The sequence below is a fragment of the Streptomyces fungicidicus genome (genome assembly GCF_003665435.1).
Lineage (GTDB): Bacteria > Actinomycetota > Actinomycetes > Streptomycetales > Streptomycetaceae > Streptomyces > Streptomyces fungicidicus.
The window spans coordinates 2,221,314-2,236,409 of sequence record NZ_CP023407.1 but is presented as its reverse complement, the minus strand read 5'-3'; the positions used below and the strand labels follow the sequence as shown (position 1 = coordinate 2,236,409).

15 protein-coding genes are annotated in these 15,096 nt (G+C 72.9%); 5 read left to right on the top strand and 10 right to left on the bottom strand.

Features of this window, described 5'->3' with window-relative positions; all coding sequences use genetic code 11:
• Positions 1-57: 57 nt before the first annotated feature.
• Genes CNQ36_RS10155 through efeO form a run of 4 tightly spaced genes read right to left on the bottom strand, consistent with a single transcriptional unit; the run spans position 58 to position 4,299 of the window.
• Positions 58-1,056 carry an SCO2278 family lipoprotein gene (locus CNQ36_RS10155; protein WP_040907354.1) on the bottom strand — a complete coding sequence of 333 codons (999 nt, stop codon included), beginning with the start codon at positions 1,054-1,056 and terminating at the stop codon, positions 58-60.
• A complete protein-coding gene (gene efeU / locus CNQ36_RS10150; RefSeq protein ID WP_004931954.1) occupies positions 1,007-1,888 on the bottom strand; it encodes an iron uptake transporter permease EfeU in 882 nt (293 codons plus the stop codon). Before efeU ends, CNQ36_RS10155 begins: the two co-directional genes overlap by 50 nt.
• A gap of 3 nt (positions 1,889-1,891) precedes the next feature.
• The gene (gene efeB, locus CNQ36_RS10145; RefSeq protein ID WP_121545737.1) at positions 1,892-3,136 is read right to left on the bottom strand and encodes an iron uptake transporter deferrochelatase/peroxidase subunit; all 1,245 of its coding nucleotides are present in this window, start codon (positions 3,134-3,136) and stop codon (positions 1,892-1,894) included.
• A gap of 11 nt (positions 3,137-3,147) precedes the next feature.
• Entirely contained in the window at positions 3,148-4,299 is a 1,152-nt protein-coding gene (gene efeO / locus CNQ36_RS10140) for an iron uptake system protein EfeO (RefSeq protein WP_121545736.1), read from the bottom strand.
• A gap of 382 nt (positions 4,300-4,681) precedes the next feature.
• Here efeO and CNQ36_RS10135 point away from each other — a divergent pair, with 382 nt between their 5' ends.
• Positions 4,682-5,326, top strand: coding sequence for a PhzF family phenazine biosynthesis protein (locus CNQ36_RS10135; protein WP_121545735.1), 645 nt, complete (start codon positions 4,682-4,684; stop codon positions 5,324-5,326).
• Positions 5,327-5,347: 21 nt separating this feature from the next.
• Here CNQ36_RS10135 and CNQ36_RS10130 read toward each other — a convergent pair whose 3' ends face one another.
• Positions 5,348-5,995: a biliverdin-producing heme oxygenase gene (locus CNQ36_RS10130; RefSeq protein ID WP_004931961.1), complete on the bottom strand. Its 648-nt coding sequence runs from the start codon at positions 5,993-5,995 to the stop codon at positions 5,348-5,350.
• Positions 5,996-6,135: 140 nt separating this feature from the next.
• Positions 6,136-6,993, bottom strand: coding sequence for a type I methionyl aminopeptidase (gene map / locus CNQ36_RS10125; RefSeq protein WP_004931963.1), 858 nt, complete (start codon positions 6,991-6,993; stop codon positions 6,136-6,138).
• 60 nt (positions 6,994-7,053) lie between these two features.
• On the opposite strand from map, the gene CNQ36_RS10120 reads away from it, so the two are divergent.
• Positions 7,054-7,284, top strand: a complete 231-nt coding sequence (locus CNQ36_RS10120; protein WP_121545734.1) for a hypothetical protein — start codon at positions 7,054-7,056, stop codon at positions 7,282-7,284.
• A 16-nt stretch (positions 7,285-7,300) separates the two neighbouring features.
• On the opposite strand, the gene CNQ36_RS10115 is transcribed toward CNQ36_RS10120, so the two are convergent.
• Positions 7,301-7,903: a hypothetical protein gene (locus CNQ36_RS10115; protein ID WP_004931966.1), complete on the bottom strand. Its 603-nt coding sequence runs from the start codon at positions 7,901-7,903 to the stop codon at positions 7,301-7,303.
• Between the two features lie 151 nt (positions 7,904-8,054).
• On the opposite strand from CNQ36_RS10115, the gene npdG reads away from it, so the two are divergent.
• Together npdG and CNQ36_RS10105 are read left to right on the top strand one after the other, a co-directional pair.
• Entirely contained in the window at positions 8,055-8,768 is a 714-nt protein-coding gene (gene npdG, locus CNQ36_RS10110; RefSeq protein ID WP_004931969.1) for an NADPH-dependent F420 reductase, read from the top strand.
• 4 nt (positions 8,769-8,772) lie between these two features.
• Entirely contained in the window at positions 8,773-9,015 is a 243-nt protein-coding gene (locus tag CNQ36_RS10105) for a hypothetical protein (RefSeq protein ID WP_004931971.1), read from the top strand.
• Here CNQ36_RS10105 and CNQ36_RS10100 read toward each other — a convergent pair.
• Positions 9,005-9,805, bottom strand: coding sequence for a site-2 protease family protein (locus tag CNQ36_RS10100; protein ID WP_004931973.1), 801 nt, complete (start codon positions 9,803-9,805; stop codon positions 9,005-9,007). The genes CNQ36_RS10105 and CNQ36_RS10100 overlap by 11 nt on opposite strands.
• A 152-nt stretch (positions 9,806-9,957) precedes the next feature.
• On the opposite strand from CNQ36_RS10100, the gene CNQ36_RS10095 reads away from it, so the two are divergent.
• Entirely contained in the window at positions 9,958-13,242 is a 3,285-nt protein-coding gene (locus tag CNQ36_RS10095) for an AfsR/SARP family transcriptional regulator (RefSeq protein ID WP_121545733.1), read from the top strand.
• Here CNQ36_RS10095 and CNQ36_RS10090 read toward each other — a convergent pair whose 3' ends face one another.
• Both CNQ36_RS10090 and CNQ36_RS10085 read right to left on the bottom strand, forming a co-directional pair.
• Entirely contained in the window at positions 13,243-14,061 is an 819-nt protein-coding gene (locus tag CNQ36_RS10090) for an ABC transporter permease (protein WP_121545732.1), read from the bottom strand.
• Entirely contained in the window at positions 14,058-15,074 is a 1,017-nt protein-coding gene (locus CNQ36_RS10085) for an ATP-binding cassette domain-containing protein (RefSeq protein WP_004931981.1), read from the bottom strand. Before CNQ36_RS10085 ends, CNQ36_RS10090 begins: the two co-directional genes overlap by 4 nt.
• Between the last annotated feature and the right edge of the window lie 22 nt (positions 15,075-15,096).

Below are 15,096 nucleotides of genomic sequence, written 5' to 3'. Positions count from 1 at the left end.
GACCGCGGATCACCACCGCGCCCCGCCGACGGCGAACGGCTAAGGTCATCCGGCCCCCTACTCGCCCTTGGCCGAAGTCAGCCCCTGGATCCGCCCCAGAACCTCCACCGGACCGTCCGCCGGGGCCAGCGCCACCTCGTTGGAGACGAACTCCATCGTCAGCGACTGCTGTATCTCCCCGTCGGTCAGCGCCAGCACGTCCTTGTTCGGCGTCGGCACCGACGCCCCGGCCGCCGCGGTCTGCTTCTCGAAGTGGCGGGTGGTGAAGAACACCAGCGCCCCACCGTCCTCGGTGCGCAGCGCCAGCGGCGCGTAGTCGCCGTTCGTCATCGGCTCGTCGATGTACTGCGTGGCCAGACCCGGCCGCGACGACTTCTTCCCGCGCTGCGCCCGCCACCCGGTGGTGTGCGGACCCTCGGCGAAGGCGTCCCCGCCGTCTTTCAGATACGTCGCGTAGTCCTTGCTCAACTCGCCCGGCGGAACCGCCAGTTCCGTCGAGTTCGCGGGTACGGCCTCGGCCCACCCGTCCTTGTCGGTCTTGAACTCCGGTATGTCGTCCGGGGCGACCAGCGTCAGATAGGCCACTTCCCAGGTGTCGTCCAGCCCGTCGCGGGTGAACACCAGCAGCCAGCGCGTCCCGCCGCCCTTGTTGCCGGCCGCGTCGGCGAGGAACCAGCGCGGCCAGCCGGCCTTCGCGGGGATGGTGAACTTCGCGTCCGTCAGCTCGAGCGGCACGTGCCGGGTGTTGCCCTCGGGGCTGTTGGCCCGTCCGGCCTTCAGCCGGGCCCCGTCGATGTCGGCGAGGGCGCCGGTGGTGTGGTCGGCGTCCAGGGAACCGTCGTATGCCTCGTCGGCCTTGTTGTAGGCGGCCGTGAACTCCTCGAGCGCCTTGGCCGCTTCGGCGCGGGTGGTGGCCGGGAGCACCTCGCGCTCACCGTGCACCACCACACAGCCGCTCGCCGTCACCGACAAGGCGGTCGCCGAGACGGCCACCAGCACCCGCCGGTCAAGCCTGCGGTGCGCGCGGAGCCTTCGAAGGCCGAGATCCCTGCTCATCCGGTTCCTTCACCTTCCCCTTCCCGGAGGCGAACCCTACCGGGGCGAGGAACAGCGCGAGCGCCGGGACCAGGTACAGCAGCCACACCGTGACCTGGAGGACGGTCGGGTCCGGCTGGAAGTTGAACACGCCCTTCAGCAGCGTGCCGTACCAGCTGTCCGGCGGGACGGTGCCGCTGATGTCGAAGGCCAGGTTCGTCAGGCCGGGCAGCCAGTCGGCCTCCTGCAGGTCGTGGACGCCGTACGCCAGCACGCCCGCCGCCACGACGACCAGCAGCCCGCCGGTCCAGGTGAAGAACTTGGCCAGGTTGATGCGCAGCGCGCCCCGGTAGAACAGCCAGCCGAGCAGCACGGCCGTCGCCAGCCCGAGCGCCACCCCGATCAGCGGGCGCGGGCTGCCGTCCCCGGCCGCGTGCACGGACGCCCACACGAACAGGGCCGTCTCCAGTCCCTCCCGGCCCACCGCGAGGAACGCGGTGGCGACCAGCGCGCCGGTGCCCATGGCGAGCGCGGCGTCCAGCTTGCCGTGCAGCTCCGCCTTCAGATGGCGGGCGGTGCGCCGCATCCAGAACACCATCCACGTCACCAGGCACACCGCGAGGATGGACAGCGAACCGCCGAGCGCCTCCTGCGCCTCGAACGTCAGCTCCTGCGAGCCGAATTCGAGGGCGCAGCCGAAGCCGAGCGCGAGGGCGACCGCGACCCCGATGCCGGTCCACACCGGCTTCAGGGCGTCCCGCCGCCCGGTCTTGACCAGGTAGGCGATCAGGATGCAGACGACGAGGCTGGCCTCCAGGCCCTCGCGCAGACCGATCAGATAGTTGGAGAACACGGCTCACGCCTCCTGGGAGAACAGCGTCCGGCCCCACCAGTCACCCTGGTCGCGGACGCCCGGCGGTACGGCGAACAGCGCCGAACCGACGTGCTGGATGTACTCGTTGAGCGCGTCCTGGGCCAGGTTCCGCTGGACGCGGATGAACCCGGTGCGCGGATCGCGCTGGTAGGCGAGGAAGAACAGCCCCGCGTCCAGGCGTCCCAGACCGTCGGTGCCGTCGGTGAAGGAGTAGCCCCGGCGCAGCAGCGTCGCCCCCGCGTTGGCGTCGGGATGCGCCAGCCGGACGTGCGCGTCGGGCTTCATCGCCTTCAGGAACGGCTCGTCCCGTTCCTTCGTCCTGCCGACCGGCGCGCCCTCGCCCTTGTCGCGGCCGAAGACGTCCTCCTGCTCCTGCAGGGAGGTCCGGTCCCAGGTCTCGATGTGCATCCGGATCCGCCGGGCGACGAGATAGGAACCGCCGGCCAGCCAGTCGGGCCCGTCCTTCTTCCCGACCCAGACGTGCTTGTCCAGCCGGTCCGTCTCGGCGCCCGAGATGTTGCGGGTGCCGTCCTTGAACCCGAACAGGTTGCGGGGGGTCTGCGTGTCGGCCGTCGTGGACGACGTCTTGCCGAAGCCCAGCTGCGACCAGCGCACCACCACCCGGCCGAAGCCGATGCGGGCGAGGTTGCGGACGGCGTGCACGGCGACCTGCGGATCGTCGGCGCAGGCCTGCACGCACAGGTCGCCGCCGCTGCGGTCGCGGTCCAGGTTGTCGCCGGCGAACCTCGGCAGTTCCTCCAGCGCCTCGGGACGCCGCCCGGCCAGGTCGAACCTGTCGAACAGGGACGGGCCGAAGCCGATCGTCAGGGTCAGCCGGGACGGCTCGAGGCCCAGCGCCTCCCCGGTGTCGTCCGGCGGGGCCTCGGGCAGTCCGCCGTGGGCGCCCTCGCCGACCGGGCGGCCGGCGGTCATCCGGCGCGCGGCCTCGGTCCACTCCTTCAGCAGTGCGACGAACTCGGCGCGGTCGTCGGTCGTCACGTCGAACGCGGCGAAGTGCAGCCGGTCCTGCACGGGAGTGGCGATGCCCGCCTGGTGCGCCCCGTGGAACGCCACCGCCGCACCGGCGCCGGCGCCCGCGTCGGGTTCGTCGCCGGCCCGGGCCACCGCCACCGCGCCGCCGGCCGCGGCCGCGCCGAGCGCGAGCCCGGCGCCGCCCCAGCCGAGCAGCGCGCGCCGTGAGGGCGTCTGCGCGTTGCCGTCCGTCATCGGGGCCTCCCTTACTTCACGACGGCCGCGGCGAGCCGCGACAGCGGTTCGGCGAGCGCGTTGACGGCGTCCGACAGCTCCTTGCGGTCGGCCTTGCCGACCTTGTCGTACGGGGTGAACTCGTACGACGTGGTGTCGGGCCGGTACTCGTCGAGGAGGGCGTCCAGCGCCGCGAACTGCTTGTCGAGGTTCCGGGTCAGCGCCGGGTCGTTCTCCCGGGCGACCGGCTTCAGCAGCGCGTACGACTTCTCGGCGCCCTCGACGTTGGCCTTGAAGTCGACCAGGTCGGTGTGGGAGTAGCGCTCCTCCTCGCCGGTGACCTTGCCGGTGGCGACCTCGTCGAGGAGTTCCTTGGCGCCGTTGGCCATGGAGGTCGGGGTGATGTCGGCCGTGCCGACCCGCTTCTGCCAGTCCGTGAGGTCGGTGATCAGCCGGCCGGCGAGCTCCTTCTCCCGGTCGCCGATCTTCCCGTCCTGCCAGAGCGCCTTCTCCAGACGGTGCCAGCCGGTCCAGTCGGTCGCCGGGTCCTGGCCGTCCTCCAGGCCGTCCTCGCGGACGTCGACCTTGGGGTCGATGTCGCCGAAGGACTCGGCGACCGGCTCGGTGCGCTCCCAGCCGATGCGGGAGGGCGCGTACGCCTTCCTGGCGGCCTCGACGTCACCGTCCTGGACGGCCTTCGCGAACGCCTCCGCCTTCGGCAGCGTCTCGTCGGCCTGCGCCTGCACGTACGCGCGGTAGGCGGCCACGGCCTCGTCCAGACGGGGATCGCGCTTGACGGCCTTCCCGCCGGTGGCCTTGACGTCCTGGCGTATGCCCTTGCCGCGCATGCCGGGCTTGCAGGCGATCCGGTAGTCGCCGGCCTTCACCTCGGCGGTGACGCGCTGCCTGGTGCCGGGGCCGATGTTCTCCCGCTCGGTGACCACCCGGTCGTCGGGGAAGAGCAGGTAGACCTCGGTGACCTTGGAGCCCTTGTTCTCGATGGCGAGCTCGACGTGCCCGGCCGGGAACTCCTTCGTCGACACCTCGCACGTGTCGTCGGTGGCCGTCACGCCGATGACCCGGTCGCCGTCCGCGTCGGCGCCCTTCTCGGTGCAGCCGGTGACGGCGGCGAGGGCGGCCGCCGTGGCGACGGCGGTGAGGAGCGTGAGTCTGGCGGGTCGCATGAGGGCTCCCAGGTGGCTGAAAATGCGCGATGCCGCCCCACGGAGTGAAGGTGAGGCTGGCCTAACTTACCTAAGCACAGGCTGGGGAAAACCTGTGCCCACGGTGATCCGTCTCTCATGGGCGGTGATTGAGTACGGCCCGATCACGCTGGCTCAAAACGAATGCCATGATCAGGTCAAGAGCCGGTCAGGCAGGGTCAAGCGGAGGTCAAACCGTCCCGTGCCGGAAGCAGGGCCACTCCCGACCGCGGGACATGGCCGAGGCCGAGCCGGCCGACCCGGACCCGCGGCCCGCGGATGCGGCCCGGCTGCGGCGTCGCGCCGACGGCCGGCCCCGTGGCCGGGGACGGCCTCGCCGCTCGCGCGATGCTTGAATGCCCCCGTGACTGACTACGACGTGCTGCGCGTCTTCTGCGGCCCCCGCGGCGGATACGGCAACGAACTGGGAGTCGTCCGCGACGGCTCCGTGCTGCCCGGGCGGGAAGACCGCCAGGAGTTCGCCGCGAAGCTCGGCTTCAGTGAGACCGTGTTCGTCGACGACCCCGAGCGCGGGGTGATCGACATCTACACCCCCACCCTGCGCCTGCCCTTCGCCGGCCACCCCTGTGTCGGCACCGGCTGGCTGCTCGACGTGCCCGAACTGGTCGTCCCCGCCGGGGTGGTGGGCACCCGGCAGGACGGGGAGTTCTGCTGGATCGAGGCGCGGGCGGAGTGGGTGCCGCCGCGCACCCTGCGCCAGTACGCGAGCGCCGCCGAGGTCGACGACCTGCCCGTGCCGCCCAAGGGGGAGTGGATCTACGCCTGGGCCTGGCTGGACGAGCCGGCCGGCCGGGTCCGCGCCCGCGCCTTCCCGGGCCGCGACGACGGCATCGACGAGGACGAGGCGACGGGCGCGGCGGCCCTGCTCCTCACCGACCTGCTGGGCCGCGCCCTGAACATCACCCAGGGCACGGGCTCCCAGATCCTCACGGCCCCCCAGCCGGAGGGCTGGACGGAGATCGGCGGCCGGGTCCACCTGGAACGCTGACGGCCCGGCCGGGTCCCGCTCTCACGCCGACAGCGGGAACTCCTCGCCCAGCGCCCGGAACACGTCCGTGTTCAGCGTGAACGCCCGCTTGCACTCGCTCACGACGCGCTGCTTCTCCAGGTCGTCGGCCGGGACCGCGTCCAGGAGCTCGCGGTAGCCCCGCTTGAAGGCGGCCGGGTTGGGGACGCCCTCGAAGACGTAGAAGCGGACGCCGTCGCCCTTGCGCGCGAAGCCCCAGGTCTTCTCCGCCCTGCCGCGGATGATCTGGCCGCCGGAGAGGTCGCCCAGGTAGCGGGTGTAGTGGTGGGCGACGTAACCGGACGGCCAGGTGCGGGCGCACTCGGCGACCCGGTCGGCGTAGGCGCGGGTGGCGGGGAGGGCGGTCAGGGTGGAGCGCCAGCCGGGGCCGCGCAGATGGGCCAGGTCGCGTTCCAGGGAGGGCAGCCGGAAGAGTTCCGGCTGCACGAACGGGCCCGCGACCGGGTCCGCCGCCAGTCCGGGAGCGCCGGACTCCAGCGCCTCGTACACGAACCACAGCTGCTCGGTGTAGCGCGCGTACGCGTCCACGCCCAGGCGGCCGCCGAGCAGATCGCTCATGAACGTCGACGTCTCCGCCTCCACATGCTGCTCGTGGGAGGCGGTGCGGATGAGGGTCGAGAAGGAGTCCATGAGTCCAGATCTTCTTGGTTAGGCTTACCTAAGTCAATAGTTTGCCGACAGGGTGTCGGTAACTCCCTACCCTGCCACGGCACGACGAAGCCCGCCCTCCGAGGAGGGCGGGCTTGCGGGAATGCGGGATCGGGCGGGCGCTACGGCAGGGTCAGGATGTCCGCGCCGGTGTCCGTCACGACCAGCGTGTGCTCGAACTGGGCGGTGCGCCTGCGGTCCTTCGTCACGACCGTCCAGCCGTCGTCCCACATGTCGTACTCGTGGGTGCCCAGCGTCAGCATCGGCTCGATGGTGAAGGTCATCCCCGGCTGGATCACCGTCGTCGCGTGCGGGCTGTCGTAGTGCGGGACGATCAGGCCCGAGTGGAAGGAGGAGTTGATGCCGTGGCCCGTGAAGTCACGCACCACCCCGTAGCCGAAGCGCTTGGCGTACGACTCGATGACCCTGCCGATGACGTTGATCTGCCGGCCCGGCCTGACCGCCTTGATCGCGCGGGCGAGGGACTCCCGGGTCCGCTCCACCAGCAGCCGGCTCTCCTCGTCCACGTCCCCGACCAGGTAGGTCGCGTTGTTGTCGCCGTGCACCCCGCCGATGTACGCCGTCACGTCCAGGTTGACGATGTCGCCGTCGCGCAGCACCGTCGTGTCCGGGATGCCGTGGCAGATGACCTCGTTGACCGACGTGCACAGCGACTTGGGGAAGCCGCGGTAGCCCAGCGTCGAGGGGTAGGCGCCGTGGTCGCACATGTACTCGTGCGCGACCCGGTCCAGTTCGTCCGTCGTCACGCCGGGCGCGATCAGCTTGGCGGCCTCCGCCATCGCCCGCGCCGCGATCCGGCCCGCGGTGCGCATCGCCTCGACCGTCTCGGGCGTCTGCACCTCCGGACCGGTGTAGGGGGTCGGGGCGGGCTTGCCGACGTACTCGGGACGGCGGATGTTCCCGGGCACGGAACGGGTGGGGGACAGCTCCCCAGGGACGAGCAGCGACTGGCCAGACATGTCGGCGAGTCTAATTCAGCGGTGACGGGGGACCATCTTCCGTGGTGAAAGGAGACGGTCATGCCCCTGTTCAAGAAGCGGACGGCCGGAAAGCCGGGCGAGTGGTACTACTGCCTCGAGCACAAGAAGGTCGAGGAGGGCCCCGACTGCCCCGGAAAGGACCGGTTCGGCCCGTACGCCAGCCGCACCGAGGCGGAACACGCCATGGCGACGGCGCGCGAGCGCAACCTGGAGTGGGAGAACGACCCCAAGTGGCACGACGCCCCGGCGGGTGAACGGGACGACGGCTGACCGCACCGCCCCGCGGCTACCAGCGCGTCGGCGGCGGGGCCGTCAGCAGGTCGGCCAGGCGCGACAGACGGTCCCGGAAGCGGCGCGGCCCCCGGCGGGCCGGCAGGGCGTTCTCGCCGGCCGCCGCGCTCACCAGGTGCTGCACCGTGTCCAGGTCCAGCTCCGAGCAGTCGGGGACGGGCAGGACCTCGTGGGCCATCGCCGCGAGCCCGCCCCCGCCGGGGCCGAGCGACAGCACCGTGGCGCCGGCCCGGCGGGCGTCGCCCACCCGCTCCAGCAGCGGGGCGGCCGCCTCTCCGGGCGCCACCACCAGCAGCGTCTCACCCCGCCGCGCCGCCTCCAGCCGCCCCAGGCCCACCGCCAGATGCGCGGGGTCCGAGGAGGACGCCTCATGCCGGACGAGCGTGGGGGCCAGCTCCGGTGTGCCCGACCAGGCGGCCTCGTCGACCAGGTGCGCCGCCAGATGCCACGGCTCGTACTCCGGTGTCCCCACGAGCAGCAGCCCGCCCCCGTGCGAGACCACCGACCCGCGCAGCGTCCCCGCGAAGTGCCGGGTGGCGCCCAGCCACTCCGTCCCGGCGAGCACTTCCCGCAGCAGTGCGACCCGTACCGCGTCCATGCCGCCGCATCCTGCCCCAACCGCCCGCCCGTCCGCCGGTGTTCGGCCCCGGTTCACCCGACCCGGGGACCCGGCGGACGGCCGCGTGACGGCGCTCACGTCGCCCCGGCACGACACGGTGACGGACGGCGGGCGGACATAGAGTCGGTCCATGACCTCCAGTGACAGCGCACAGCAGCCCGCGAAGGCCCCCGCCAAGGACCCCTGGGACCTGCCCGACGTCTCCGGGCTCGTCGTCGGCGTGCTCGGCGGCACGGGACCCCAGGGCAAGGGCCTCGCGTACCGGCTCGCCAAGGCCGGCCAGAAGGTGATCATCGGCTCCCGGGCCGCCGAGCGCGCCCGGGCCGCCGCCGAGGAACTCGGGCACGGCGTCGAGGGCGCCGACAACGCCGAGACCGCCCGCCGCAGCGACATCGTGATCGTCGCCGTGCCCTGGGACGGCCACGGCAAGACCCTCGAGTCCCTGCGCGAGGAACTGGCCGGCAAGCTCGTCGTCGACTGCGTCAACCCGCTCGGCTTCGACAAGCAGGGCGCCTACGCGCTGAAGCCGGAGGAGGGCAGCGCCGCCCAGCAGGCCGCCGCGCTGCTCCCGGACTCCCGTGTCACCGCCGCCTTCCACCACCTGTCGGCCGTGCTGCTCCAGGACCCGGAGATCGACGAGATCGACACCGATGTGATGGTGCTCGGCGAGGGCCGCGCCGACGTGGAGACGGTGCAGGCGCTGGCCGCCCGCATCCCCGGCATGCGGGGCGTCTTCGCCGGGCGGCTGCGCAACGCCCACCAGGTGGAGTCGCTGGTCGCCAACCTGATCTCGGTCAACCGCCGCTACAAGGCACACGCCGGGCTCCGCGTCACGGACGTATGAGGCGATGGGGGACACTGGACGCCGAAGCAGTGTCCCCCGACAGGAGCCCCCCGCCATGCCCCGCCTCGCCCTCTACGCCCTCGCCGTCTGCCTCCTCGCCGTCGCCGCGGCCGTCGTCTCCTTCGTCCGGGGCAGCGTGCTCATCGGCGTCGTCTGGATCCTCCTGGCGGGCCTGTCGTCCAACATGACCTGGTACTACGTGCGCCGCGGCCGTGCCGCGCGGGACGGCGGACCGGTCACGAACTGACCGGGCAGACCCCGCTCGTGTCCTGCCAGAAGCGGAACAGGTCGTAGCCGCAGTAGGTGTCGAGCTCGTGGATGCCGAGCGCGCCGAGCAGGGAGTCGACCACGTCGAAGAACACGCCGTTCACCGCCGGCACCCACAGGAGGGCGAAGACGAAGAGGAGGCCGAAGGGGGCGAAGGGCTCGACCTGGCGGCGGACGCCGTGGGAGAGCCACGGCTCGATCACGCCGTAGCCGTCGAGACCCGGCACCGGCAGGAAGTTCAGGATCGCCGCCGTCACCTGGAGCAGCGCGAGGAAGGCCAGCGCGAACCGGAAGTCGGCCGGTACGCCGTCCAGCGCGCCCAGCCAGAAGGGCGCCGTGCACACCACCGCGAACAGCACGTTCGTCAGCGGGCCCGCCGCCGAGATCAGGCTGTGCCGCCAGCGCCCCCGGATCCGGCCGCGCTCGATGAACACGGCACCGCCCGGCAGACCGATCCCGCCCATGATCACGAAGACCACCGGGAGCACGATGCTCAGCAGGGCGTGGGTGTACTTCATCGGGTTGAGCGTGAGATAGCCCTTGGCGCCCACCGATATGTCGCCGCTGTGCAGCGCCGTGCGCGCGTGCGCGTACTCGTGCAGGCACAGGGAGACGATCCAGGCGGCCGTCACGAACAGGAACACGGCCACGCCCGGCAGCTCGGCGAACCCGGTCCAGGTGGCCCAGCCGGTGACCGCCGTCACGGCCAGGATGCCCAGGAAGACCGGGCTGATCCTCCGGTCGCTGTGACGGGTGGCGGCGGTGGTCATGGAACTCCCTGGACGGTCGGGCACACGCGGGGACTGCCCGACGGTACCGGGCGCACCGGGAAAACGTCTCGCGCCCGCCGCCGGTTCCGCGCAGGCTTGGGGGCGGCCACGCCGACCGGGCGCCGTGACCGCTCCCACCACCACCGGAGACAATGGACCCCGTGCGCTACCGCATCCTCGGCACCACCCAGGCACTCCGCCCCGACGGCACCGCCGTCCCGGTAGGCGGGGCGCGGCTGCGCGCGCTGCTGACCGTGCTCGCCCTGCGGCCCGGCCGTACCGTGCCCGTGGGCCTGCTGGTCGACGAGGTCTGGGACGGTGATCCGCCGGCCGACGCCACCGGGGCGCTCCAGGCGCTGGTGGGGCGGCTGCGCCGGACGCTCGGCGCGGACGCGATCGCCTCCGCCGACGGCGGCTACCGGCTGACCGCCGCACCCGACGACATCGATCTGCACCGTTTCGAGCGGCTGGCCGGCGACGGCGCGCGCGCCCTCGCCGACGGCGACCCGGCGAAGGCGGCCGCCGTGCTCGACGACGCCCTCGCCCTGTGGCGCGGCCCCGCCCTCGCCGGTCTGCCCGACCGCACCGCCGACGCGGCCCGCCTGGAGACCCGGCGCCTGGATGCGCTGCGCGCCCGGCACACCGCCGCTCTCGCCCTCGGCGACGCCGAGCGGTCCCTGCCCGAGCTGACCGCGCTGTGCGACGGCCACCCCCTCGACGAGCCCCTCCAGGCGCTGCGGCTGCGCGCCCTGCGCGACACCGGCCGCACCGCCGAGGCGCTGGCCGCCTTCGAGGACGTACGGCGGCTGCTCGCGGACCGCCTCGGCTCCGACCCCGGCAGCGAACTGCGGGCACTGCACGCCGAGTTGCTGAAACCCGAGCCGGATCCCGCGCCCGCGGACCGGGGGAGCGGACCGCCGGGCAACCTGCGGGCCCGGCTGACCTCGTTCGTCGGCCGGGAGGCGGACATCGCGACCATCCGCGCGGACCTGGCCGCCGCCCGTCTGGTGACCCTCCTCGGGCCGGGCGGAGCCGGCAAGACCCGGCTGTCGCAGGAGGCCGCCGACACCCTGCGGCGGAACCTCCCCGACGGGGTGTGGCTCGCCGAACTCGCCCCCGTCGAAGACCCGGACGCCGTCCCCGAGGCCGTGCTCACCGCCGTCGGCGCCCGCGAGACCGTGCTGTACGGCGCCGGCGCGGAGAGCATGCGGGCCGTCACCGACCGGCACGCCGAACCGGTGGAACGGCTCGCCGAGCACTGCGGCCCGCGCCGCATGCTGCTGATCCTCGACAACTGCGAACACGTCGTCGAGGCCGCCGCCCACCTGGTCGAGGCGCTGCTGGAGCGCTGCCCCGGGCTCACCGTCCTCGCCACCAGCCGCGAACCGCTCGGTGTGCGGGGCGAGCTGCTGCGTCCGGTGGAGCCGCTGCCCGAGCCGGTCGCGCTGCGCCTGCTCGCCGACCGCGGGGCCGCCGCCCGCCCCGGCTTCCGCACCGACGCCGACGACGGGACCGCCGCCGCGTGCGCGGAGATCTGCCGCCGCCTGGACGGACTGCCGCTCGCCATCGAACTCGCCGCCGCCCGGCTGCGGATGCTCACGCCGCGGCAGATCGCCGACCGGCTCGACGACCGGTTCCGGCTGCTCACCTCCGGCAGCCGCACCGCCCTCCCCAGACAGCAGACCCTGCGGGCCGTCGTCGACTGGTCCTGGGACCTGCTCGGCGAAGACGAACGCGACGTGCTGAGCCGCCTGTCGGTCTTCGCCGGCGGCTGCGACCTCGCCGCCGCCGAGGCCGTGTGCGGGCCGGCCGCGCTCGACGCGCTCGGCTCCCTCGTCGACAAGTCCCTGGTGGTGGCGGCCCCCTCGGGCGACGGCGAGATGCGCTACCGCCTCCTGGAGACCGTCGCCGAGTACGCCGGCGAACGCCTCGACGAGTCCGTCCGCCGCCCGGAGGCGGAACGGGCGCATCTGACGTACTACCGCGAAGTCGCCCGCACCACCGAGCCGTTGCTGCGCGGCCCGCACCAGGTGACCGCCATCGCCCGGCTGGAGCGGGAGTACGAGAACCTCCGCACGGCCGTGCGCCACGCCCTCGCCCTGCGCGACGAGCAGGAGGCGCTCTGCATCACCCTGTCGCTCACCTGGTATTGGCAGATGCGCGATCTGCGCATCGAGGCCCGCAACTGGTGCTCCGAGGTCATGGCCCTCGCCCCCGACCCGTTCACCGAACCGGTACGGCCCGCCGCCCCGCTGTGGCAGCGCTGCACCGACACCCCGCCCCCGATGACCGGCGAGGTCCTCGCCGAGGCCCGGCGCGGGGTGCACCTGGCCCATCTCGCCCACATGGACACCGAACTGGACGACTGGCAGACCCCGCAGGCACAGCACAAGCTGCGCCTCGTCGGCGCGACGTACCAGCCGGGCATGCCGCAGACCTGCCGCCCGCCCGGCCTGCTCTGGGTGTTCGCCGTGATGCTGACCGGCGACATGGAGCGCCTGCGCCAGGTCGTCGACGCGGCGATCCGCACCTGCCGGGAGAACCCCGGATTCGAATGGGAGCTGGCCTCCAACCTCCAGCTGCGCGCCAACTTCCTGGCCAACCGCAGCGACTGGGCCGGTGACGCCCGCCGCGACGCCGACGAGGCCCTGGAGATCCACCGCAGGCTCGGCGACACCTGGGGCGTCGCCGAGGCGCTCTCCGCGCGCGGCGAGGCCCGCGAGCGGGCCGGCGCGTACCGGGACGCCGCCGCGGACTTCGAGGCGGCCATCGAGCACGCCGACCGTCTGGGCGCCCGCGCCCACACGGCGGTGCTCACCGCCCGGCTGGGCAGCGCGCTGCTGGAGGCGGGCGACCCGGAGCGGGGCGAGCGGCTGCTGCGCGAGGTCATCGACGACAGCAGGGGCCGCCACACCGAGGCCCTGCCCGCCGCCCGGCTGCTCCTGACCGGCTGGCTCTGCACCACCGGCCGCACGGCGGAGGCACGGGAGCACCTGCGGCTGCTGCGCGAGGAGTTCCGCATCGCGCACTACGTCGTCTTCGACGCGTTCATCCTCGGCGCCGAGGGCTGGCTGGAGGTGGCCGAGGGCCACGACGAGCGGGGTCTGGCCGTCATCCGCCAGGCCCTCCGGCAGGCGGAGGACCCGCTGTCCGCCGCCATGGCACCCCATATGCGCTCGGCCTACGTCACCATGGGCGCCGCGGCCCTCGCCGGACTCGACGGCGGACGGCACGCCCGGGACGCGGCCCGCTGCCTGGGCGCCGCCGACTCCTGGCTGCCGCCCGGGCACAGCGCCCCGCGCCTGGAGCGCGAGGTGCGCGAACACGCCGAGGCGCGCACCCGCTCGGCGCTCGGCGACACGGCCTACGAGACCGCGTACGCCGAGGGCGCCGGCCTCTCCCCCGAGGAGGCCGACGCCCTGCTGGCAGTGGCGTGATCAGCTCTTGGTGCGGAACTTGTGGATGGCGACCGGCGCCATCACCGCCGTGATCCCCACCGACCAGGCCAGCGTCATCCACAGGTCGTGGGCGACCGGGCCGCCCACCATCAGCCCGCGCGCCGCGTCCGCCAGCGAGGACAGCGGGTTGTACCGGGTGAACGCCTCCAGCCAGCCCGGCATCGACTGCGTCGGCGCGAAGATCGACGAGCCGAACTGCAGCGGCATCAGCACCAGGAAGCCCATCGCCTGCACCGACTGCGCGTTCTTCATCACCACACCCAGCGTGATGAAGATCCACATCAGCGCCGAGCCGAACACCGCGGACAGTCCCACGGCGGCGAACAGCCCCGGCCAGTCGGTGATGTCGAAACCGACCAGCACACCGACGACCATCAGGATCGCCGTGGCGATCAGCATCCGCAGCATCTCGACGGAGATCTTCGCGAACAGCACCGAGCCCCGCCCGATCGGCAGCGACCGGAAACGGTCCATGACCCCGGTGTTGAAGTCCTGGTTGAACCCGGTGCCCACCCCCTGAGCCATGTTCATGCCCATCATGGCCATCAGTCCGGGCACGATGTACTGCACGTACGCCTGCTGCCCGCCGCCCAGCGACTGCCCGATCGAGCCGCCGAAGACGTACACGAACAGCAGGGTGAAGACGATCGGGAACAGCACGGCGTCGAACATCGACTCCGGGTCCTGCCGTATCCACAGCAGGTTGCGCCGTACGAGGGCGCCGGTGTGCCGCACATGGGCGCGCAGCGGGATGCGCGCGTCCGCGCGTGGTCCGGTGGTGACGGTGACGGCGCTCATGCGGCGACCTCCTCGGGGGTCCCGGCGGGTACGGCGTCCTGCGGGGCACTGGCACGGTGGCCGGTGAGGGACAGGAACACCTCGTCCAGGCTGGGCAGTTCGGTGGTGAGCGAGCTGAGCGTGAGGTCCATCCCGGTCACCGCGCCGACCACGGCGGTCAGCTGCTCGTCGCTCAGCACGGGGACGAGCACCGAGGCCCGCTCGGTGTCCACGGTGGTCGTGGCGAGCCCGGTGATGCCCAGCGCGTCGAGGGCGTCCGCCAGCGGGCGCAACCGCAGCGGGTCGGCCGGGCGGATCCGCAGCGTACGGCCGCCGACCCTGGACTTCAGCTCCTCGATGCCGCCGCTCGCGATGACCTTGCCCCGGTCCACCACGGTCAGCTCGGAGGCAAGCTGCTCGGCCTCCTCCATGTACTGGGTGGTCAGCAGCACGGTCACCCCGTCCCCGACCAGCCGCTTGACCTCGTCCCACACCTCGTTGCGGGTGCGGGGGTCCAGGCCCGTGGTGGGCTCGTCCAGGTACAGCACGGCCGGCCGGCCGATCATCGAGGCGGCCAGGTCCAGGCGCCGCCGCATACCGCCGGAGTAGGTGGCCGCCGGCCGCCGGGCCGCGTCGGTGAGCGAGAACCGCTCCAGCAGCTCGTCGGCGCGGGCCCGTGCCTCCTTGCGGGACAGGTCGAGCAGCCGCCCGATCAGATACAGGTTCTCCCAGCCCGGGAGCTTCTCGTCCACGGAGGCGTACTGCCCGGTCAGCCCGATCACCCGGCGCAGCTGCCGGGGCTGGCGGACCACGTCGTACCCGGCGACGGTGGCGTGCCCCGCGGTCGGCGTGAGAAGGGTGGACAGGATCCGTACGAGAGTGGTCTTCCCGGCGCCGTTCGGCCCGAGCACCCCCATCACGGTGCCCTCCCGCACATCCAGGTCGACACCGTCCAGCGCCTTGGTCCCGCCGTAGTGCTTGACCAGCCCCCGCACGGTGACGGCGCTCCCCGCGCCCTTGTCGATTCGCGTCATGCCCCGAAGGTCCCAGCCCTCA